19 protein-coding genes, 4 pseudogenes and 1 other annotated feature are annotated in these 21,278 nt (G+C 65.0%); of the genes and pseudogenes, 11 read left to right on the plus strand and 12 right to left on the minus strand.

Annotation, left to right across the window (positions count from 1 at the left end; genetic code table 11):
- From IT41_RS17395 to IT41_RS17420, 5 genes are all read left to right on the plus strand, one after another.
- Window positions 1-1,611 (plus strand): TniQ family protein (locus tag IT41_RS17395; protein WP_036743773.1); only part of this gene is annotated, 1,611 nt, incomplete at its 5' end.
- Between the two features lie 480 nt (window positions 1,612-2,091).
- Complete coding sequence (locus IT41_RS17400; RefSeq protein WP_036743774.1) at window positions 2,092-3,180, plus strand: AAA family ATPase; 1,089 nt, start codon at window positions 2,092-2,094, stop codon at window positions 3,178-3,180.
- 98 nt (window positions 3,181-3,278) lie between these two features.
- On the plus strand, window positions 3,279-3,674 hold the full coding sequence (locus tag IT41_RS17405) for a hypothetical protein (RefSeq protein WP_074948201.1): 396 nt from the start codon (window positions 3,279-3,281) through the stop codon (window positions 3,672-3,674).
- Between the two features lie 241 nt (window positions 3,675-3,915).
- Window positions 3,916-5,028 carry an NAD(P)H-dependent flavin oxidoreductase gene (locus IT41_RS17415; protein ID WP_197056016.1) on the plus strand — a complete coding sequence of 371 codons (1,113 nt, stop codon included), beginning with the start codon at window positions 3,916-3,918 and terminating at the stop codon, window positions 5,026-5,028.
- Window positions 5,029-5,278: 250 nt separating this feature from the next.
- Window positions 5,279-5,962, plus strand: coding sequence for an O-methyltransferase (locus IT41_RS17420; protein ID WP_036743779.1), 684 nt, complete (start codon window positions 5,279-5,281; stop codon window positions 5,960-5,962).
- Between the two features lie 230 nt (window positions 5,963-6,192).
- Here IT41_RS17420 and IT41_RS17425 read toward each other — a convergent pair whose 3' ends face one another.
- The 3 genes from IT41_RS17425 to IT41_RS20950 all read right to left on the minus strand — a co-directional run bounded on the left by IT41_RS17425 (window position 6,193) and on the right by IT41_RS20950 (window position 8,291).
- Window positions 6,193-6,741, minus strand: coding sequence for a thermonuclease family protein (locus tag IT41_RS17425; protein WP_074948200.1), 549 nt, complete (start codon window positions 6,739-6,741; stop codon window positions 6,193-6,195).
- Window positions 6,742-6,933: 192 nt separating this feature from the next.
- Entirely contained in the window at window positions 6,934-8,034 is a 1,101-nt protein-coding gene (locus tag IT41_RS17430) for an NADH:flavin oxidoreductase/NADH oxidase (RefSeq protein WP_036743781.1), read from the minus strand.
- Window positions 8,031-8,291 (minus strand): hypothetical protein, encoded by a 261-nt coding sequence (locus IT41_RS20950; protein WP_074948199.1) that lies wholly within the window; start codon window positions 8,289-8,291, stop codon window positions 8,031-8,033. The genes IT41_RS17430 and IT41_RS20950 overlap by 4 nt, the downstream gene beginning before the upstream one ends.
- A gap of 38 nt (window positions 8,292-8,329) precedes the next feature.
- On the opposite strand from IT41_RS20950, the gene IT41_RS17435 reads away from it, so the two are divergent.
- The gene (locus IT41_RS17435) at window positions 8,330-8,608 is read left to right on the plus strand and encodes an SH3 domain-containing protein (RefSeq protein ID WP_036743783.1); all 279 of its coding nucleotides are present in this window, start codon (window positions 8,330-8,332) and stop codon (window positions 8,606-8,608) included.
- A 132-nt stretch (window positions 8,609-8,740) separates the two neighbouring features.
- Here the strand turns inward: IT41_RS17435 and IT41_RS17440 are convergent, their stop codons facing one another.
- Together IT41_RS17440 and IT41_RS17445 are read right to left on the minus strand one after the other, a co-directional pair.
- Window positions 8,741-9,799 (minus strand): extracellular catalytic domain type 1 short-chain-length polyhydroxyalkanoate depolymerase, encoded by a 1,059-nt coding sequence (locus IT41_RS17440; protein WP_331435350.1) that lies wholly within the window; start codon window positions 9,797-9,799, stop codon window positions 8,741-8,743.
- A 55-nt stretch (window positions 9,800-9,854) separates the two neighbouring features.
- Window positions 9,855-10,271: a CopG family transcriptional regulator gene (locus IT41_RS17445; RefSeq protein ID WP_036743808.1), complete on the minus strand. Its 417-nt coding sequence runs from the start codon at window positions 10,269-10,271 to the stop codon at window positions 9,855-9,857.
- A gap of 946 nt (window positions 10,272-11,217) precedes the next feature.
- Here IT41_RS17445 and IT41_RS21375 point away from each other — a divergent pair.
- Together IT41_RS21375 and IT41_RS17455 are read left to right on the plus strand one after the other, a co-directional pair.
- Window positions 11,218-11,609 (plus strand): annotated as a pseudogene (locus tag IT41_RS21375) (transposase); the annotation flags it as partial.
- Window positions 11,508-11,646: a sequence feature (AL1L pseudoknot), on the plus strand. (Overlaps the previous pseudogene by 102 nt.)
- Before the next feature lie 11 nt (window positions 11,647-11,657).
- Window positions 11,658-12,407, plus strand: a complete 750-nt coding sequence (locus IT41_RS17455) for an alcohol dehydrogenase catalytic domain-containing protein (protein WP_231564813.1) — start codon at window positions 11,658-11,660, stop codon at window positions 12,405-12,407.
- Between the two features lie 147 nt (window positions 12,408-12,554).
- Here IT41_RS17455 and IT41_RS17460 read toward each other — a convergent pair whose 3' ends face one another.
- Together IT41_RS17460 and IT41_RS17465 are read right to left on the minus strand one after the other, a co-directional pair.
- On the minus strand, window positions 12,555-13,505 hold the full coding sequence (locus IT41_RS17460) for an ornithine cyclodeaminase family protein (RefSeq protein WP_052081744.1): 951 nt from the start codon (window positions 13,503-13,505) through the stop codon (window positions 12,555-12,557).
- A gap of 14 nt (window positions 13,506-13,519) precedes the next feature.
- Window positions 13,520-14,548 carry a trans-3-hydroxy-L-proline dehydratase gene (locus tag IT41_RS17465; protein WP_036743790.1) on the minus strand — a complete coding sequence of 343 codons (1,029 nt, stop codon included), beginning with the start codon at window positions 14,546-14,548 and terminating at the stop codon, window positions 13,520-13,522.
- Between the two features lie 203 nt (window positions 14,549-14,751).
- Between IT41_RS17465 and IT41_RS17470 the strand changes: the two genes are divergently transcribed.
- Both IT41_RS17470 and IT41_RS22095 read left to right on the plus strand, forming a co-directional pair.
- Complete coding sequence (locus IT41_RS17470) at window positions 14,752-15,432, plus strand: GntR family transcriptional regulator (protein ID WP_036743792.1); 681 nt, start codon at window positions 14,752-14,754, stop codon at window positions 15,430-15,432.
- A gap of 118 nt (window positions 15,433-15,550) precedes the next feature.
- A pseudogene (locus IT41_RS22095) lies at window positions 15,551-15,676 on the plus strand (hydantoinase/oxoprolinase N-terminal domain-containing protein); the annotation flags it as partial.
- Between the two features lie 90 nt (window positions 15,677-15,766).
- On the opposite strand, the gene IT41_RS17475 reads toward IT41_RS22095, so the two are convergent.
- The 5 genes and pseudogenes from IT41_RS17475 to IT41_RS21770 form a co-directional block, all read right to left on the minus strand.
- Window positions 15,767-17,104, minus strand: coding sequence for an NAD(P)/FAD-dependent oxidoreductase (locus tag IT41_RS17475; protein WP_036743794.1), 1,338 nt, complete (start codon window positions 17,102-17,104; stop codon window positions 15,767-15,769).
- Window positions 17,101-17,991 carry a dihydrodipicolinate synthase family protein gene (locus IT41_RS17480; protein ID WP_036743796.1) on the minus strand — a complete coding sequence of 297 codons (891 nt, stop codon included), beginning with the start codon at window positions 17,989-17,991 and terminating at the stop codon, window positions 17,101-17,103. Before IT41_RS17480 ends, IT41_RS17475 begins: the two co-directional genes overlap by 4 nt.
- 11 nt (window positions 17,992-18,002) lie before the next feature.
- Complete coding sequence (locus IT41_RS17485) at window positions 18,003-19,478, minus strand: aldehyde dehydrogenase (protein ID WP_036743798.1); 1,476 nt, start codon at window positions 19,476-19,478, stop codon at window positions 18,003-18,005.
- Between the two features lie 23 nt (window positions 19,479-19,501).
- On the minus strand, window positions 19,502-20,218 hold the full coding sequence (locus IT41_RS17490) for a GntR family transcriptional regulator (protein ID WP_036743800.1): 717 nt from the start codon (window positions 20,216-20,218) through the stop codon (window positions 19,502-19,504).
- A 329-nt stretch (window positions 20,219-20,547) separates the two neighbouring features.
- Window positions 20,548-20,786, minus strand: a pseudogene (locus tag IT41_RS21770) (phage terminase large subunit family protein); the annotation flags it as partial.
- On the opposite strand from IT41_RS21770, the pseudogene IT41_RS21775 reads away from it, so the two are divergent.
- Window positions 20,756-21,138: pseudogene (locus IT41_RS21775) on the plus strand (helix-turn-helix domain-containing protein); the annotation flags it as partial. The pseudogenes IT41_RS21770 and IT41_RS21775 overlap by 31 nt on opposite strands.
- Window positions 21,139-21,278 lie beyond the last annotated feature (140 nt).

Genomic DNA, 21,278 nt, shown 5'->3' on the forward strand with positions numbered 1-21,278 from the left:
CCCGAAACGCAGGCCCGCGTCGGCTGCGCCAGCTGGAAAGCTACGCCGCCACGGGCCTGCTCGCCACATCGCCAAAGGGGTCCCTTTTGGACGCCGATAGGGGGGGAACATTCAACGCCGATTGACATCCGGCAGGACGAAACCCCGGTCTCCTTTGCCGCCCGCCTGTCGGCGCTGCATGGCTGCCCCAGCCTGCGCTCATTCCTGACGGATCAGGGGATCAGCCCCTCGGACCTGCTGCATGGAACGCGGCAGGCGATTGGCCGCCTCTGCGCGGTTGCCGGGCAGGATCCGGCGCCGGTCTGGCGCAACACCGCCGTGTCGCAGGGCAACCAGACCTTCGCGCTGCGCCGAGAGATCGTCCCCGCCTCCATGCTGGTTCGCGAGGAAACCCGGTTCTGTCCGCTCTGCCTGCACGAGGACGACCTCGGCAGCGACAGCCCCGGTATCGGGCGGCACGATCGCCTGGCATGGAGCCTGCGCGTGGTCACGAGCTGCCCCCGCCATGACCTGGCGCTGATCCTGCGCGCGCGGGAACACCGGGAGAATATGCTGCACAAGCTGGCCCTGCATGTGCCCGAACGCGGGGACGAACTTGTCGCCCGGGCGAGCACGGCGTTGCGCCGCGAAGCCTCACCGTTGCAGACCTATGTTCTGCGCCGGCTGGAAGGCCGGAAGGGTCCGGACTGGCTTGACGGACAAACCCTCGAACAGGCGGTGAAGGCGACCCAGATGCTGGGCATGGGCTTTGCGTTCGGGACCAGTGTCAGGCTCGGCTCGGTCGATCGCGACGGCTGGGATCTGGCCGGTCGCAGGGGATGGGAATGGGTCTCGAAAGGCGAGCCCGGCCTGCAGGCGGCGTTTGAGGCGCTGCAGGCCACGGCCTTCGCGCAGGGACAGGGCGGGCAGAACTATTTCTCCGTATTCGGCCAGCTGTATCGCTGGCTGCTGGAGCCCGGCGATCGCAGCGATCACGGTCCGATCAAGCAGGTTCTGCGCGACCATATCGTGCGGAACATGGATGTCTGTGTCGGGCGCGACCTGCTCGGGCAGCCGGTCGAGCGGCGTTGCAAATACGCGGTGCAGTCGCTGGCGCTCGAGACCGGGTTGCATCGCCAGACCCTGCGCAAGGTCCTGGAGGCGCGTGGCCTCATCGCCGCGAAAGATGCCGGCAAGGGGAATGCGCTCCTGTTGGTCGATGCCGATAAGGCGCGCGCGGCGGCCGCCGCGCTGCGCCGGTCGGTCCCGTTCGTGCAATTGCCCGCGCTGCTCGCGGCGACGCGCCCGATCGTCACATGCCTGATCGAACTCGGGCTGCTGACTCCCCTGCACCGGAGTTCCGGCGAGAACACCCGGGACAAATGCGGCTTCGATGCGCGCGAAGCCGAGCGCCTCCTGAAACGCCTCCACGATCTGGCCCCGGAAATGCCCGACATGCCGCCCGGATGGGTGACGCTCAGGCAATGCAGCAAGCGTGCGCGCATCCCCATGCAGCAGATCCTGCAGGCGATCTTCCGGGGTCGGATCACGGGAATCGGGCGCGCCCGGGGCGATCTGGGGTTCGGCGCCTTGCGGATCGATATCGAGGAGATGCGCCGCCTGTCCTTCTGATCCACGGGCAATCTTCGGCAAAACTCGCATGGCCGCCATCCGGCGGCCATTTTCCTTGAAATTTCGATGGCAGTTTTATGCGTGCAAAATGGCAGCTTTGCCCGCCGAAAGAGTTAAAGCACCCCAGCAATTGCTGGACCCGATGGCAGTTTTTTCCGTGCTTCTACAGATTTGTTCCGGCACGCATAAAACTTCCTTTGAGGCGGGTTTTCTTCCTTTCTGGCAACCATAAAACTGCCACTGGCGGGGCGGTTTTTAGATTTTTCGTTCATTATCAATTCGATAGACAAGACCCCGTTTGAGCGTCGGATCGCCTGCCCTCATTCCCCGCCTGACCGGCGCCCGGCTTGACGGCTGCGGGGCCGGCGGACATGACTGTCCCACCGACCCGGGTCCTTTCCGAAATCCAGCCTCCGCGCCGCTGATCCGGCCGGATGCCCGGCCGCCAATGCAGGCGGCCGGCTCGACCGAGGACCGACCATGTCACGCTTTCCCTTCGTCAAGGCCAGCTTTCCCGACCCGGCGCTGACACCCCGGAAGATCCGCACGCACCTGATCGACGTCCAGCAGCGGTTACGCGACAGGCGCGCCGCGATCCATCCGCCGCAGGACGACACAGATCGGGCCGACCCTGCCGAGGAGCTTCGCCTGACCGAGCGCGCGCATCGGCGCGCCGACACGCGCGCGAAACGCCTGCATGACGACATCCTGCGCCGATCCGGCCTGAGCCATCCCAACCGGGATGAGCGCGAGAAACTCTCGGTCCTGAGGGACGGCGTCGGCCTTGTCCGCATTGCCAGCGAGGACCGGGCCGATGAACTGGCGGCGGTGCTGCATGCCGAGATGCCCTGGATGGCGCCGGCGACCGGACATGCCTGGCAGGCCATGCGCCGCTCGGTCCGCGAGGGCTGGCCCGGCTTCCGCCTGCCGCCGGTGATCCTGGACGGCCCGCCCGGCATCGGCAAGACCCGCTGGGCGCGGCGCCTGGGCGGGCTGATCGGCGCCGCCAGCATGGTCATCGACGCGATGGGCGAGTCGGCCAGTTTTGGCGTCACCGGCTGTCAGCGTGGCTGGGGCAGCGCCCGCCCCGGCCGGGTGCTGGAACTGATCATGACGGACCTGACCGGCAACCCCATCGTGGTGATCGACGAGTTGGACAAGGCGGGCAGCGCCAGATCGAACCGCGACCAATCCTACGGCCTGGCCGAGGGGCTGCTGCCGCTGCTGGAACCCGCCACCGCCGCCGACTGGACCTGCCCCTATTATCGCCTGGGCTTCGATATGTCCTTCGTGGGCTGGATCCTGCTGACCAACAGCCTGCAGCCGCTGCCCGAGCCCCTGCTCGGCCGCTGCACGGTCCTGCGCCTGCAAGCGGTGGACCTGTCCGACCTGATCGGTTTCGCCGAGCGCGAGGGCCGGGCGCGGGCCCTGTCGGACAGCTCGATCGCCTCGATCACCGAGGCCCTTGCGGCGGTCGCGCCCGGGGCCGCGACCCGCCCGAGCCTGCGCACCGGTCTGCGCATGCTCGACCGCGCCGCCGATCTGGAACACAGGCCGATGGTGATCTGACGCCGGATGCAATGGAAGGCTGCAGTTCGACACTCCGCAGCACCGCAGTGCCGGCGAATGGCGGGCTTCGACACCCCGAGACACTGGAAGGACAGAACGTGGCAAAGGACGATCCCATTGCACCCGAAGCCCTGCGCATCATGCGCGCCTATCCGGCCGTCTACGGACCCGGCCCCTGGACCGGCACCCTGCTGGGCGATGGTTTCCTTTGCGGGCCGGGCTGGTATCCGCTGATCGAAGGTCTCAGCGCCGATCTCTCGGAAATCATCCGGCAGGATGGTCTGCGCTGCTTTCGTGTCGTGCAGGTCAAGGAGAAGCTGGGATCGCTGCGGTTCTACATCCGGGGCGGCAATGAGCCTGCGCTGGACCGGATCGGCAAAGCCGCGCAGGAGGCCGAGAACACCTGCGAAGGATGCGGCGCTGTCAGCCATGTCAGGACCGTTGACGGCTGGCTGACGACGCTATGCGACAAATGTCGATCGCAGGCTTTGTGATGCTGATCGTCCAGGCCGGACATCATGACGAAGCTGCCGTTCGGCCTTGGCGCGATGCGTTCGGCGCGTCAATCCACGATCTCTGATCTGTATCGCTTCATGACGTCTGCATGGCCATCGAATGGAGGCGTGTGAAGTTCGTCGATCAACCCGCGCAGCCACGGCGTCAGGGTCATCACGTAACGACTCACCCCATCGAGATCGTCATCGATGTTGCATCTGAGCAGCGAAAGGAGCCAGAGTGTTCTGGTCAAGATGTGACGGCGAGATCGACATGCTGAAGCAAGCAATGCGCCGGGCGGACGAATTCTGCGCGGCGTATGGATTGAAGGTTCCGATCCTGATGGCGCCGATGGCGGGCGCATGCCCGCCTGCCCTTGCCGCCGCCGTCATGAAAGCGGGGGGCATGGGGGGATGCGGCGCCCTGTTGATGGACCCCGAGACGATCGCCCGATGGGCCGCTGATGTGCGCGCCAAAAGCGACGGCCCGTTCCAGATGAACCTTTGGGTGCCCGATCCGCCGCCGCCGCCGCCGCGCGATGCCGCCCGCGAAGCGGCGGTGGCTGATTTCCTGGCGAACTGGGGGCCGCGTCCTGTCGACCTCTCAGCTGAACTGTCGATTTCCTTTGCCGATCAATGCGAGGCGCTGATCGATGCGCGGCCTACTGCGGCGTCCTCGATCATGGGGCTGTTCCCTCCCGAAACTGTTGATCAGCTCAGGGCCCGGGACATCCGCTGGTTCGCGACAGTGACCACGGTCACAGAGGCCCTGGAGGCCGAACGGGCGGGTGCCGACGCCATCCTCGCCCAGGGCAGCGAAGCAGGAGGGCATCGCGGAGCCTTCAAGGCGGACAAAGCCGAAGCGCAGCCGATTGGTCTTGTCTCTCTCGTCCCGACCATTTGCGATGCGGTCAGCATTCCGGTCATCGCAACCGGCGGTCTCGCGGACGCACGCGGCCTCGTGGCCGCGCTTGCGCTTGGCGCGTCAGCGGTGCAGATCGGAACCGCGTTGCTAAGGGCACCCGAGGCTGCGCTTTCACCAGCCTGGGCCGAGGGCATCGGTCAGGCAAGGCCCGAGGACACGACCGTCACGCGCGCATTCTCGGGACGCCCCGGGCGGGCGCTGCGCACGGATTACGTCGCCGCAAGCGAGCGTCCCGACGCGCCTGCGCCTCTGCCATATCCGCTTCAGCGCTCGGCAACAGGACCGATGCGTGCGAAAGGGAGGCAGGAGAACGACCTCGCATATATCCAAGCATGGGCAGGACAGAGCGCGTCCCTGGCGCGCGCCACGGCTGCTGGCGATATAGTAGCTTCGATATGGGCGGAGGCACGGGCGACGCTCGGTCAATAGTTTTAAGATCTTGCGGAAGCGTGCCTTCGACCGCCGCGCAGGATCGGTCTGGATGGACCCACCGCGACCATTTCTCACAATTTGGCATCGACGCGGCAGACGGAGGTCTCTATCGTCGAAGACGGCCCGGAACGGACCCGCCCATCGTCGCATCTTGCAGGTTGCCGCGATGTGGCTTCTTGGTGGGCTGCTGCCATTCTCTGAATGATATTGAATCCACATCGTCGAAATAAACGAGAAGCTTTGGTCCATGGCGAGAACCCCAGACTACCCGTCCAGCGATTCCGACCAATGGGCTGACGTTGACGCTTACTTCCGTGGGATGCTCGCGCCGACAGACAGTGTTTTAGCTCAAGCACTTTCCGCAAATGAGGCGGCGGGCCTTCCTGCACACGATGTTTCCGCCATGCAGGGTAAGATGCTGGCCCTTCTCGTGAAAATGACCAAGGCCCGTCGCGTGTTGGAAATCGGCACACTGGGCGGATACAGCACGATCTGGATGGCCCGCGCCTTGTCCGAGGACGGTCAAGTAACGACCATTGAAGCCAACCCACATCACGCCGAAATAGCCCGTTTGAATATTGAGCAGGCGGCGCTTGGCCACCGCATCGATCTGCGTGTGGGAACTGCACTTGAGATCTTGCCCAGTCTCACTCGACCGTTCGATCTCATCTTCATCGACGCTGACAAGCCCGACAACCCTGCCTATCTCGACTGGGCCATGAAACTCGCACAACCAGGAACGATCATCATCGGAGACAATGTTGTCAGGGGAGGGGCTGTTGTGGACGAGGGCAGTTCCGACCCAAACGTGAAAGGCGTGCGAGCATTCCTGAAGATGATCTCGGAAGACCCTCGCCTCGAGGCCACAGCGATCCAGACGGTTGGAGAGAAGGGCTGGGACGGATTCGTCATGGCCGTCGTCAAGGAATAAGCTCGACCTGCGGCTAAGGAGATGGATTCTCGACGCGGGCCGGGGCGTCAGGACACTGCTTGGGCTCTTTCGGCCCGCTTTGGAAATCGTCGCAAGGAGGAAGCCGCGGGGCCAGGCGCTGTTTAAGGTGAAAGCGTGCCGCAGGTCATGGCGACAATAGTGACTGGCCATCGGTCAGGCTTGAAATGTTAAGCTATAGAGCGCGAGAACCCCGCTGCCCATCGCCCGCCTCAATTTGCCTTTCTGAACTCGTTCGGCATCTCGAAATCGCCCGACCACAGCCCAAGCCTCGCGGCCCTCGCCGCCTCGCCTTGCAACTGGTAGGCGTTCGTGTATTCCAGATAAGCTACCGCCATCCCAGCGGAGACCAACTCCTTACCGAGATCCTTGTCACCCGCCCGGCAGATGCCGACGCGCCGGCCGTAGCGGTCCGTATCTGACTGCTCGCAGCTGACCTCGAGATCGCCGATCAGCGCTGCGAGCGCGGCGCGCGCAGCTGCGCCGCAAGGGTATTCCCGGCCGTCATGCATCCGACAGCTCTGTTTCATCTCGGGCACGTCGATCCCGAGAAGACGCCAGGTTTCCCCTCCGATCATCAGCGTGTCGCCGTCGATGACGCGGACGCTCTGCCGCTCCCCGCCTTGTCCGAACGGCGATCCGCCGGAAGGGTTTTGCCCCGCAGGCGGGTCTGCATCCTCCTTGGGTTGCGAAGGAGCGATTTCGAGAACCCTGCGAATATCCTCGAGAAGTTGCTCGCGGTTCATCTCCATTGAGAACATGACCCGGCGCGATGCCTCCTTGTTCTCGTGGCCATCAACGTCGCGGACTATGCGCGCCGAAGAGTAACCTGTAGAGGAGAGATGATCACGCGCCCAGCTTAGCTTACGGCCCGATGATGAGGGCTGGGCGGGCGTCGGTTCGCTGGAGGCGCCGAGCGATGCGTTCCCTGCCCCGTCGTCAAGGTCAACAGCTCACGCCTGACGAAACAGCTCGCGATGCATGCGGGGCTGGCAGCGCAGGTATTGCGGGGCAGCCGGCACCTGCGCGCCCAGATGCGCCGCCGCGTGCCAAGGCCAGCGCGGATCGTAGAGGATCCCGCGGGCCAGGGCGACCATGTCGGCATCGCCCGTCGCCACGATGGATTCGGCATGGTCGAAATCGGTGATCAATCCCACCGCCACCACCGGCATGTCCACCGCTGCCTTGACCGCGCGGGCCAGCGGCACCTGATAGCCCGGCGCGACCGGGATCTGCTGTCGCGGGTCCAGCCCGCCGCTGGAGACGTGGATCGCTGCGCAGCCGCGCGCCTGCAATTCCTGCGCAAAGGCGATCGTCTGCGCGACGTCCCAGCCGCCCTCGACCCAGTCCGTTCCGGAGACCCGGACCGAGACCGGGTAATTGCCCGGCACGACAGCCTTCACCGTCTCGAAGACCTCCAGCGGAAAGCGCATCCGGTTCGCGAGGCTGCCGCCCCAGCCATCCTCGCGCCGGTTCGACAGCGGCGAAAGGAACTCGTGAAGCAGATAGCCATGCGCGGCATGGATCTGGATTGCGTCGAAGTCCAGCCGCAGGCTGCGCCGGGCGGCCTCGGCGAAGGCGTCGCGGATGCGGTGCATTCCGGCCTTGTCCAGTGCCTCGGGCGCATTCTCGCCGGAGGCAAAGGGCAGCGCACTCGGGCCAACGGTCTGCCAGCCGTTCGGCAGTCCGGGCGGGATCTGCGCCCCGCCCAGCCAGGGCTTGTCGGTCGAGGCCTTGCGCCCGGCATGGGCCAGTTGGATCGCCACCGGAATGTCGGACCATCGCCGGATCGCCTGCATGACCGGGACCATCGCCGCCTCGGTCGCGTCATCCCAGAGGCCGACATCGGCATGGGTGATGCGCCCTTCGGGGCTGACCGCGGTGGCCTCGACGGTCAACAGGCCTGCGCCCGACAGGGCAAGCTGGCCGAGATGGATCATGTGCCAGTCGGTCATCCGGCCTTCCTCGGCGGAATACTGGCACATCGGGGCGATGACCACGCGGTTCGGCATCGAAAGACTGCCAGAGACGATCGGGGTGAAGAGCTTGCTCATGCTTCGGCTCCGTCAGGGCGGTTTGCGGATTGCGGGTTACGGGGCAACTTAGGGGATCCGTCACCGCGGCGAAAGTCCGACCAGCGGGCCAGGTTCGAGCCGTAGCGCATCATCCGCACGCTTTTCGCCCCTGCGCCGGTCAGCGGTGGAATCCTGACCAGAATCGCAGCTTTTTGGGAACGGAACAGGCCTTTGATGGCTGCCCTGTGCAGCCCCTTATCCGCGTCCGTCACCCGGCTGCTGTCATTCAGCGTCATGGTGTCGTAGTGATGGAAAAAACGATTCAGGTCATGTCATGCGAACTCATCTTGCTACTCTTCTCGCATTCACGATCGTCACTGGATGCGCGGTCGGTTCTGGCGTCGTGGTCAAGGGCGCCGGGCCAGACGATCTCCTCAAGCTTCGCGAAGGCCCTGGCCTCAACCACAAGATCATCATCGGCCTGCCCGACGGAACGCGCCTCACCCGCCAGAACTGCGTCACGAATAACGGCAAGGTCTGGTGCAGGGTCTCGCTCACCGACAGGCCTGCTATTTCGGGTTACGTTTCAGCAGACTATCTGGCGCATCGCTGACAACAACATTCTCGGCCCAAACCTGCCAGTAATCAGTTGTTCTAATGCCGCGATACAGCATCCCGAAGCCGACCTTCGACAACCTCTGCCTCATTGGCGCGGTCCGAGGAACCGTATGGCGCCAACCTCCGATCATCGGCCGCGGGCAGTGCTCGAGACCTCTTCGAAGAAGCGCACCATCTCCGTCGAGGCATCCGGGCCCAGGGGGTCGGTATGGGAACCCGCCGGATCGCCGCCACACCAGGCATGGCCTGCCTGCGCGACGCGCCAGAGTTCCGAGCCATTGCTGGCAATCAGCCGTGACCATCTGCGGCCATTTCCCTCGTGCCCGGTCTCGATGCCCGATGCGGTGACCAGCCGATCACCGTTGATCGGCGCGACCGTCGCGTCTGCCGTCCCGTGGAAGACGATCATCGGCGTCGGCCCCTGCCGGATCGGCGCGTTGCCCTGACCCTGCATCGCGGCGAAGGCCGACGTCACGTCGCTGGCAGCACCTGCGGGAAGACCGGAATGCACCCCCGCAGCCGCGAACAGATCGGGATAGGCCTCAGTCATGATCGCAGCCATCGCGCCGCCCGCCGACAGACCGGCCACGAAGGCCCGCCCTTCGGGCAGATCGAACTCCGCCAGGAGGTCGCGGGCGATACCGGCAAGAATGCCCGGCTCGCCCTGGCCACGCGCCTGATCTTCCGGACGGAACCAGTTCCAGCAGGATTGCATGTTGTGCGCGCGCGACTGCTCGGGATAGGCGACGATGTATCCCGCCTTCTCGGCCGCATCGTTCATGCGGGTGCCGCGCGCGAAATCGTCAGGGGACTGCGTGCAGCCATGCAACATCAGTATCAGGCCGCGCACCCCTTCGGGACGATCCGTGGGAATATAGAGCGTATAGTTGCGCGACCCTGCCGCCCCGGCATGGTGCCGCCGCTCATAGCGGGCGCCTTCGGGCACCCGGATCTCTCCGCCGGGTCTGGGCGGCAGGTTCAGCCCCTGCATCAGCCCGCCACCCGCGCAGGGCCGGCAACCATCACGCAGAAGGCTGGCGAAGGGGCTTTCGTGCCGTGCAGCCGTGGGCGCGATCCCTGCCGACCCGGCAGGCGGCATGTGCGGCACGCCGGCAAGTGCTTCCCGGATGATGGCAGTGGCTTGTCCTGTGTTGAGCGCGCGAGTCTTTCCGAGCGCCCGGCGCATGGCCGTCGCGAGATCATTCTTCATCGTGTTTTTCCTTTCCTCGAGGCAGAGGGCCTCAGGTGATGCGGTCCTTGAGTGCGGCCTTGACGGCCTTCGGTGCCTGAATCGAGCCCAGCACATTCAGGGACCCGATTGTCGCCTCGGCCAGTTCCGGCGAGACATCCGCCGAAATGCGCGCCAGTCCGACGACCTTGAGGTGAAGTTTTTCACCCGCCTTGGCGAGCGCCTCCAGATCGGCGCGGGTGATATCGAACAGACCAAGCTCCAGCTGGTGCCGGTCAATCGATTGCGACACCGAGCCGCCTTCGCTGGTCAGCAGGTTGCGGATCGCGGTGCGGATGAAATCCGTCCGATTGGCATAGAAGCCCTCGCGAACGAGCAGGTCGATCCGGCCAAGGTCGATATGGCCGAGATTGATCGTGATCTTTTCAGGTTCAGCCTGACGTTCGGGCAGTCGCGTGATGTTTGGCATGCATTTCTCCATCCATATGGATGTTATATGGAAGGCAAAATGCATTTTGCAAGCGCTGCCGGTCCGCGATCGGCATAAATCAGTCGATGGCTCTCGCGATGGCCGTGCTGCCTGGACAGATGGGGCTGGTTCAGTCAGTGCCCCTCGAAATTCATCCCGGGGGCGCCGCGATGGCCGATGACGGATACCCCCAGCAAATCACGATGGATCTGGACCCAGGTGAATGGATACAGCGCGCTATATGCGTTCCTGCACCGCCGATGGCACAACGGAGGGGCCAGATTGTGGGTGGTTTGCCGCACAAGGCGCAGACCTGTCGGAAACCAGTCCGGAACGCGCCAAACCATCCATCAGGAAGTGTCCGAGGCAATAATATCCTTCCTCAGGAGAAATAGCGAATAGGCGCGCGGACCGTCAGGTAAGGGCTCTGACCCGACATGCCACGGCACAGCGCGCATCACCTGGCCCCGTTCGGCCCCCCGGCGAAGTCGGCCCAAACCTGCCCCGCGGCGCCTTGCTTAATGCTGCGATTGCAACACTCATAGCGGCCATTTATTGCCGACCTAACGACTACGTCAACCATCCCTTCAGCATTCCCCGCTTCCCGATGGAGTTATCCTGTCGGGTGATTAAGACGAGGTTGAAGACGATGTGGATTGTATACGGCCTTGCGGGGCTGGGGACGAATTGAAAAGATGAAATTTTCTGGACCGTTCGACACGAACCTTGAAACACTGATCGCACATGCTGCAACGCCCAAAGGAATAGTTGAAGCTCTCGGGAAGCCGAGCTGAAGCCGGTTCTATCGCTGCGCCTTTCAAGTAAATCCGTATCAATACGGCCAGCGTCACGCCAAAGATGCAGGATTCTCGTCAGAAGACGATTACAACGATGCAATGGCAATGAACCGCGCCGGTTTTGCCGTAGGCTCCAACTCTTGAGTAGGATGGAGCATGATGAGCAAGACGACGAACAAGTTTCCCCTGAGATGCGCGAGCGTGCCGTTCGACTGGTTCTCGACAACGAGGGCCAATATCCATCTCGATGGCAGGCAGTGATGTCGATTGCAGCGAAGATCGGCTGCACACCGCAAACGCTGAACGATTGGGTCAAGAAGGCCGAGGTCGACAGCGGCCAACGCGCAGGCGTCCCGACCGAGATGGCCGAGAAGATGAAGGCGCTGGAACGCGAGAACCGGGAATTGCGGCAGGCTAACGAGATTCTGCGCAAGGCGTCAGCGTATTTTGCGATGGCGGAGTTCGACCGCCGGCCGAAGTGATGATCGATTTCATCGATATGCATCGCGGTGCGCATGGGGTCGAGCCGATCTGCGAGGTTCGTTTGAGCAACAGAGGCGTGGTCTATATCGGCCCCGGCAAGGTCGAGGTGCAGAACATCGCCGACCCGAAGCTGGAGGCGCCGGACGGGCGCCGGATCGAGCATGGGGTGATCCTGAAGGTCGTCTCGACCAATATCTGCGGTTCGGACCAGCACATGGTGCGCGGCCGCACCACCGCCGAGCCGGGGCTGATCCTGGGCCATGAAATCACCGGCGAGGTGATCGAGAAGGGCGTGGATGTCGAGATGCTTCAGATCGGCGACATCGTCTCGGTGCCGTTCAACGTCGCCTGCGGCCGCTGCCGCTGCTGCCGCGAGGGCGATACCGGGGTCTGCCTGACGGTGAACCCGTCCCGCGCCGGCGGCACCTATGGCTATGTCGACATGGGTGGCTGGATCGGCGGGCAGGCGCGCTATGTCATGGTGCCCTATGCCGATTTCAACCTGCTGAAATTCCCCGACCGCGACCGGGCCATGGCAAAGATCCGCGACCTGACCATGCTGTCCGACATCCTGCCGACCGGCTTTCACGGCGCCTGGAAGGCGGGGGTCGGCGTCGGCTCGATCGTCTATGTCGCCGGCGCGGGTTCGGTCGGTCTGGCGGCGGCGGCCTCGGCCCGGATCCTGGGCGCGGCGGTGGTCATGGTCGGCGATTTCAACAAGGAGCGGCTGCCCATTGCCGACATCGTGAACGCGACGATCATCCCGCTGGATCAGGCGGTGGCAGGCTATGAAAGCTTCGATGCCGGCGTGGCGAAGAAATTCGTCCTCGACCCGCATGACATGCTGGCGGCCTGAGCCGGCGGATCCGCAACGCGGGAAGGCCGGCCGGAATCCTTGGCCGGTCTTTCGTTTCGATAAGCCGAAATTTCATGGCCCGGGGGGGCTGGCGAAAAACGGATGTACGGCTCAGCAGCGACGAATTGCTGCTTCACGGCCCCGTTTTCAGCCCGCCATGACCCGGGCGATCCAGGACGCGATCATCAGGTCCAGATGCGCGCCGCCGCCGTTCTTGAACACGGTGATCTCGTCCGCCGACTGCCGCCGCCGCGCGTCGGGGCGCACGAGATCGTAGAGATCGCCCAGTACGCTCTCGGCCGTGATCGCGCCCGCGGCGATAGGCAGCATCAGCTCACCGATATGGCCGAGCGTGGTCGCGCGGCTGTCCACAAACAGCGCGGCCCTGGCCATCAGCGCGTCGTCGGCCTCGCGCATGTCAGCCTTGAAGGCCCCGATCAGGTCGACATGGGTGCCGGGCCGCACCCAATCCCCCAGGATCACCGGCTGCCGCGCCATGGTGGCCGAGGAGACGATGTCGGCCTGCCCGACCGCGTCCTGCAGATCCTCGACCGCCACCAACTCGGCTTTGACGCCGGACATGCCGGCGACCAGTTCCCGCGCCTGTTCCGGGCGGCGCGACCAGACCGAGACGCGCTCGATCCCCGGCAGCACCGCCGCATAGGCCTTGACCAGGCTGGCCGCGACCGTCCCCGCGCCAACGACCAGCAGGTGCCGGCTGTCCGGGCGCGCAAGCAGGCTGGCACCCAGCACGGAATCGGCGGCAGTCTTGAGCTCGGTGACCAGCGGGCTGTCCACGATGGCTTGCAGCGTGCCGGTTTCGCCGTCAAAGACCAGCATCGCGCCCTGGACCGTGGGCAGCCCCCGCGCAGCGTTGCCATCAAAGACCGTAAAGATCTTGGCGCCGTAGCCCAGCCCTTCGATCCAGGCCGAGCGGCTCATCATCGTGCCGGTGGGCGGGCCGAGGAACGCGTCCCTGATCTCGGCCTTGGGAAACGCATGGCCCTGGCGCAGCGCCTCGACGGCATCGTGCCAGCCTAACCGGCCGATTGCGGCCCCATAGGACAGGAATTGCGGCGCAGGGCTTGTGGCGATCATGGAACGAAGCCTCCTTAAACATCCATTGGCCAGGTGTCCGACAGGCGGTAGCCGCCCTGGAACGGATCGGCCGGGTCGACCATCAACTGTTTCGTCCCTATGATCCAGGCCCGGCCCGAGATGATCGGACGGATGGCCGGCTTGCCGTTCAGCTCGACCTCATCGGCAATCGAGCAGTGGAACTCGGTGTCGAGGATCGAGCGGCCGACGAAGCGATCGCCGAGTTTCATCTGTCCGCGCGCATGCAGCACCGCCATCCGCGCCGAACAGCCCGTCCCGGTGGGAGAGCGGTCGATCTTGCCGGGGCGGATCGCCACGGCATTCCTGCCGTAAAGCACCCCGTCCCTTTCGTTCAGGGGGTCGGTGAACTGGCAAAACGAGATATGGTTCCAGTCGTTCGCCGGATGCCGGAAGCCCAGCTGCTCATTGGCGGCGCGCGTGATCCGCACCCCCATTTCGGCCAGATCGCGCGCCTGATCCGGGGCGATGCGCATCCCGACCGACGCCGCATCGACCAGCACGAAACTGTCGCCGCCATACGCGGTGTCCACGGTGAGGGTGCCCAGCCCCTCGACCTCGATCCGCGCGTCCAGCCTGTCGGCAAAAGAGGGCACGTTGCGGACCCGGATGCGCTCGGCCTTGCCGTCGCGGCACTCGGCCTCGACCTCGATCAGCCCGCCCGGCGGCTCCAGCACCATGCGCGTCACCGGCTCCTGCATCGGAACGATGCCGGTATCCAGAAGCACCGTGGCAACGCAAATCGCGTTCGAGCCGGACATGGGCGGCGTGTCGGCGGGCTCCATGATGATCCAGCCCATCTGCGCGCGCGGGTGCTTGGGCGGGACCAGCAGGTTGACATGCCGGAACACGCCGCCGCGCGGCTCGTTCAGCACGAAGTTCCGCAATGTCTGGTCCTGCGCGATCCAGCGCGATTGGTCCCAGATTGTTTCGCCGGGCGGCGGGGCGACGCCACCGACGATGACATCGCCGACTTCGCCTTCGGCATGGCAGGACACGACATGCACGGCTCTGGATGTGCGCATTTTTCCTCGCTCGGGGATGGGAGTCCAAGATTATATTTCGTATACGATATTGGCGCCCAACCTGCCCGGTCCGCCCGGAGCTGTCAAGCGGGCGTCACACCAACCGGCCTGCATCTGCGTCGCCACGCCAGGACGCCTCTGTCTCTTGCGGTAGAATATCGGCTACCATATCCTGCAAGCAGCTCAAGCGTGGGGAAAGCCGAATGCCATTCAGGGAAGCAGAGGTTCCGAACCTCGGCCAGGCCCCCACCGCCTCGGACATCATCCTGAAATTCATCCGCGATTCCATCGCCGACGGATCGCTGGACGAGGGCGAGCCGATCCGCCAAGATGATGTCGCAAGGATGTTCAATGTCAGCAAGATCCCGGTCCGCGAGGCGCTGAAACGTCTGGAGGCCGAGGGGCTGGTCGAGTTCCAGCGCAACAAGGGCGCCATCGTCACCACGGTTTCCGAGCCCGAGATCGCCCAGATCTTCGAGACCCGCGCCATCCTGGAATCGAACGCGATCATGCTGTCGGTGCCGCATATGACACCGGAAACCTTCACTGATGCCGAGGCTTTCTGCGACGCTTTCGCCCGGGAAACGGATGTGGCGCAATGGTCGGCGCTGAACTGGCAGTTCCACAGCCGCCTGTATCTGGATGCGCAGCGTCCGTTCCTGGTCAGCACCGTCCGCGCGGTGAACGACCGCCTGGAGCGCTACCTGCGCATCCAGCTTGCCCTCTCGCACGGCCAGGGCACCGCGGATCGCGAACATCGCGAGATCCTCGCCGCCTGCCGCACGGGCAAGGTGAAAAAGGCGGGCAAGCTCGTCTATGACCATATCATGGGGGCCTGCTCATCCCTGCTGCACCACCTGCCGGCAAGCAAGGGCAAGGGTTGAGGCCGCGCTGAGCGGCATCCTGCGAAAGCACGAAAAACTTGTCGCGATTCCTGTTTTCGCATGATTGCCGAAAAGCCCCCGATGAGGAGATCCTGAGGCGAGCCTGAAACAGCACGCAATCGCGGACGCCGCCGCCGCGCGCGAGGTGACCGAGAAGATCAAGGCCGCGGGCATCCCCTCGGTCGCCATCAGCTTTATCAACTCTTATGCCAGCGGCCGGCACGAGGAACAGATGCGCGACATCCTGCGGCAATGCTGCCCGGATAGCTTCGGCCAAGGTTGCCGCAGGTATGGGCGTCGATTCAGCAGAGGCGGTAGCGCATGGATCAGACCCTCATTCGATTCCCGCGCGGCGCTCGCGCAGGGCCAGCGTGGTCTTGGCGCCGATCAGCGTGAAGGGTTGCGGCGGCAGCCTTTGCGGCGTCGCGAAACCGCGATAGATCCTGGTCAATTCGGTCGGCACGTCCAGCATCTGCTCGGCCGCGGCCAGCCCCGAGGCGGTGGCGTTGGTGGCGCCGACGCCGTTGCAGCCGCAGGCCGCGAAGATGCCCTTTTCGACCTCGCCCCAGGCCGGGACGCTGTTCCAGGTCAGGGCCATCGCGCCGCCCCAGCGGTATTCCATCCGCAGATCGGCAAGCCCCGGAAAGCGATGGGCGAATTTCCTGTCATGCTGGTGCCCGGCCCGGCGCAGCGTGCCCGCGCCGACATTCATCCCCGGATTGTAGGTATAGCGCGAACGGACCAGCAGCCGGTCGCCCCTCGGGCCTGAAACGCGGCGCAGGGTCGTGCCCATGGGCGAGGCCGGCGTCGCCGCCCAGTCCCGCATCCCGCCAAGACTGTTGGGCGAGAACGTCTCGGTCATCGAGGCATAGGTATAGACATGCAGCAGCCGGCCACGGAAAAAGCCGAAACGCTCGGCATGGCCGTTATTGGCCAGGATGATCCGGCCCGCCTCGACCGAGCCGGCGGGCGTCCTGACCAGCCAGGCAGTGCCGCGTGGCTCCAGCGCCATGGCCGGGGACCCTTCATAAAGCGTGACATTGCCGCCAAGCGTGTCAGCCAGCCCGCGGATATAGGCGGCGGGCTGGACGATGGCGGTGCCCGGCATGTGAATGGCCGAGCTGAAGGCCTGCGAGCCGGTCACATCCGCGATCCCGGCGCGGTCCAGCAGGCGGTAGGGCTCGCCCAGCTCGTCCAGCTTGGCGGCGTAGTCGCGGATATGGCGATCGCCCTCGGGCGTCATCGCGACGTTATAGCGGCCGCACAGGTCCAGGACCTCGCGCGGCCAGCCCCGTTCCCGCGCCAGATCGACCGCGAAATCCACCGCGCGCCGCTGCAGGGTGATGCGGTCGCGGCTTTTCTGCAGGGCGGCGCCGCCGTAATCCTCGGACGAGACCTCATGCGGCAGGTCGATGATGAAGCCCGAATTGCGGCCCGCCGGCCCGTCGCCGACGATCCCGGCCTCAAGCACGGCGACGCGCAGACCGGGGTCGATCTGCGCCAGCCGCCGCGCCGCCGCAAGCCCGGCGAGGCCCGCGCCGATCACCGCGATATCGGCGCGGATCGCCCCGGCCAGCGCCGGCGCGGGCGTGCGGGGCGGCAGCATGGCCACCCAGCCCGACACGCCCGGATGGCGCGGCAGATCGGAGGGACCGATCCGGTGACGGCTCATGCGCGCGCCTCGGCTTCGATCAGCCCGCCAAGAGCGGCGCGCAGCACCGCGCGCTTTTCGCTCGAAAGCGGGCTCAGCGGCCGGCGGGGCTGGCCGGCGCCATAGCCGGTCATCTCGGCCGCCGCATAGACCGATTGCACGTAATCGCCCTGCCAGATCAGGTTCATCGCCGGCTCGAGCGCGCGCCACAATTCGCGCAGCCGGTCCCATTCGCCGCGCCGGGCGGCCTCGGCCGCCGCGACGCAGCTTTTCGGCGCGAAATTGGCCCCGCCCCAGATCAGTCCCTGCGCGCCGGCGTAAAGTGCATAGGGCATCAGCGGATCGGCGCCGTTCATCATCGGCAGGCCGGTGCGGATCAGATCGGTCTGCGCCGCCAGATCGCCGCTGCTGTCCTTGACGGTGACGAAATTCGGGATCTCGGCCAGCCGGCGGAACAGCTCGGGCGTGATCGCGACGCCGACCGCCTGCGGCACGTTATAGCCGATGATCGGCAGCCCGCCCTCGCCGGCGGCGGCATAGAAGGCGAGGATGTCGTCAGCATCGGTCGGCCCCTCGAAAAAGGGCGGCAGCACCATCACCCCGTCGGCACCGCAATCGGCGGCATGGCGGGTGCGCGCGACCACATCCTCGACCATCAGCGCCGAAGCTTGGACGATGACCCGCGCCCGCCCGGCGATGATCTTCGCGCCGCGCGCCACCAGATCGTCGGATTCCCCGCGCGACAGATAGGCATGCATGCCGGTCCCGGAACTCAGCACGAAGCCGGGAACGCCGGCGGCGATATAGCGTTCCAGATGTTCCTCGAGCCGGTCGAAGGCGATGCCGCCATCCGGGTCAAACGGGGTGGTCACGGCCAGGTTGAGGCCGGGGAATGGAAAACCGGTCATGTCGCGATGCCCTAGTTCAGGTCGAGCCAGATGGTCTTTAACTGCGTATACTGGTCATGGGCGTGGATGCCGTTGTCGCGGCCGCCAAAGCCCGATTGCTTGAACCCGCCAAAGGGCGTGGTGCTGTCGCCCTCGCCAAAGGAATTCACCGTGACCGTGCCCGCCCGCAGCGCTCGCGCCGTCCTCAGCGCCCGCTTGCCATTCGCCGTGAAGACCGAGGCGGTCAGCCCGTAGCCGGTGTCATTGGCGATGGCGACGGCCTCGTCCAGGCTGTCCACGGTGATGATCGACAGGACCGGGCCAAAGATTTCCTCGCAGGCCGGCCGGGCGTCGTTGCCCGCGACTTCCAGGATGGTCGGATGCACGAAGCGATCCGCGCTGGTGGCGCCGCCATGCAGCACCTTGCCGCCATCGAGATATGATGCGACCTTGCCGAAATGCTCGGCCGAGACCAGCGGCCCGATGCGGCTTGCCGGGTCCAGCGGGTCGCCGACCGGCCAGTCGGCCAGCGCCGCGACCAGCCTCTCGACCAGCGCATCGCGGATGTCGCGATGCACGATCAAGCGCGAAATGGCCGAGCAGTTCTCGCCCATGTTCCAATAGGCGCCGTTCACCACATGCTCGGCCACGGCATCCAGATCCTCGGCATCTTCCATGACGATGCAGGGGTTCTTGCCGCCCATTTCCAGCGTGACTTCCTTGAGATTGCTCTCCGCCGAGAATTTCAGGAACAGCCGGCCGGTCTCGGTCGAGCCGGTAAAGGACAGCGCGTCGATGCCGGGATGGCGGCCGATCGGCTCGCCCACCTCGGGGCCCGAGCCGGTGACGACGTTCAGGACGCCCGCCGGAATCCCGGCCTCCAGCGCCAGTTCGGCCACGCGCAGCGCGGTCAGCGAGGTTTCCTCGGCCGGTTTCACGACCAGCGTGCAACCGGCGGCCAGCGCCGGGCCGATCTTCCAGGCCAGCATCAGCAGCGGAAAGTTCCACGGCAGCACCAGCCCGACGACGCCCACCGCCTCGCGCACGATCAGCGCGATATGGCTGTCCGAGGCGGGCGAGACCTGATCATAGATCTTGTCGATCAGTTCGGCATGCCAGCGCAGGCATTTCACCGTCTCGGGCAGATCGACCGTCACGCAGTCGAGAATGGTCTTGCCGCTGTCGAGGCTTTCCATCACCGCCAGCTCGTTCAGGTTCTGCTCGATCAGATCGGCCAGGCGCAGAAGCGCGGCCTTGCGCTCGGCCGGGTGCAGCCTTGACCAGCGCCCGTCCTCGAAGGCTGTGCGCGCCGCGGCCACCGCGAGATCGACATCGGCCCCGTCACAGGCGGGCAGATTGGCGATCACCGAGCCATTGGCCGGATTGGTGCTGGCAAAGCTGCGGCCCGATTGCGCGGCCTGTTTCCTGCCGTCGATGAAGCAGAAATCCGGCAGCGCCAGAGTCGCGGCGATTCTGCCATAATCGTCTTTACCGAGAAGGTCGGTCATGGTTTCTCCCTTTTTTCGCTGGTTCAGAGTCCCGGCGGCATCTCCATGCCCTCCGGGACGGCATAGGCGGCCATGTTGCGGCGCGACAGTTCCATATGCGCCTGCACGATGCGGCCGGCGGTTTCCGGATCGCGCCGTTCGATGGCGTCGATGATCTGGTCGTGCTGTGCCGCCGCGGTGGCCAGTTCCTCGCGGTCCGAGACGTCGTCGCGGTAATAGGTGCGCGCGACGCGCGCGTGGTCGATCAGCACGCGGCGCAGGCTGGGCATCAGATAGACGTTTCGCGCGATCTTGCCGATCTCCAGATGAAAGTCGTCATTGGCGAAGATGCGGGCGTTGATGTCGCCCTGCTCGATGGCGGCGCGGAATTCGGTCTGCACGGCCCGCAGCCTGGCGATATCCACGGGACGCGCGCTCTCGGCCGCGAGCCTGGTCGTTGCGACATAGATCAGCGGCGCCACCAGATAGAAGTCGCGCAGCACGTGATGACCCATCGGGGTCGCCCGGGCCGGGCGATTCGCCTCCAGCTCGATATAGCCTTCGCCGGCCATCTGCCGCATCAGCTCGCGCACCGGCGGGCGCGAAAGACCGAATTCCTCGGCCAGTTCCTGTTCGTCGATCACGGCGCCGGGCGCGATCTCCATGGTCAGGATGCGCTGGCGAAGCGCATCCGCAAGCAATTGCTTTCTATCGACATTCGCGGCGCCGGACTGGATCGCGCCGGCGGCTTTTTTGGCCATCAGAAGGCCTCCCCGATCATGTGTAGACAATCTGTAGGCCATAAGTCTGACGGCGTCCTTTCCGAGCTTATAATAGACATTGTGTCTATTATTTGTAGTCAGTCAATATAATCTTTGCGGGATCGGCGAAGGTTTGATCCGGCCGCCGACCCGAGGAAGGCGGCCTTCGTCACGGATCGGGACGGGGGGAGCCGACCGATCGGACATTCAGGGGAGTAGACATGAAACAACTGATGAAGATTCTTGCCGCCGCAGCCCATCTGGGGATCAGCGCCATGGCGGCGAACGCCCGGGACAAGGTGATCAGGCTGGGCAGGATGGCATGGGAGGATATGAAACCCATCAGCTGCCAGCGCCGTCGCGCGCCACTCGCCAGCTTCCAGCATAGCGGTCTTTTGATGCTCGGCGATCAAGCGCCGCTGATTCGAAGCCTCGAATTCCTGCTCGATCCGGCTCAGCCCCGAATCGCCGGAATCGAAACAAGAAACACCTTGCAGCGATTGGCAAAGGTGGTGCTGCGCGCCTCGGCCAAGCTGACCGGATCGCCCTCTTCGTCGGCCGAGGGTGGCTAGGGAACTTGGCAATGTCGCCGAGGCGTGCCGGCGGCGCGGCATGGACCGGAACAGTTTCTACGAGTGGAAGCGGCGGTTCCAGACCCAGGGTTCCGACGGGCTGAAGGACCTGCCGCCGATCCACAATTCCCATCCGCAGACGACCTCGCCGGAGGCGGCAGAGAAGATCAAGGCCCTGGCGCTGGCGCACCCCGCCTAAGGCGGCAACAGTCACGAGGCCATGTTGGCACTGGAAGGGGTGAGCACCATCGGTCCGAAAGAGCCCGCGAACGGGTGTCGTCGATCACGATGCAGAAGATCCTCCATGACCTCGGTCTCGGAATGAAGATCGGGCGCTGGCTGGCGCTTGGGGGTGACCTCCACCGCGCCGGTTGGTAGTGTCCGCCGACGTGGTGTAATTTCACCGGCACGTTCGGCTTAATCTCGGGTGGCCATCGAGGTGTATGATCGATGTAGAGTTTCGACGCTTCAACCACGAACCATACGGA

It is taken from the genome of Paracoccus halophilus, from assembly GCF_000763905.1.
Taxonomy (GTDB): Bacteria; Pseudomonadota; Alphaproteobacteria; order Rhodobacterales; family Rhodobacteraceae; genus Paracoccus; species Paracoccus halophilus.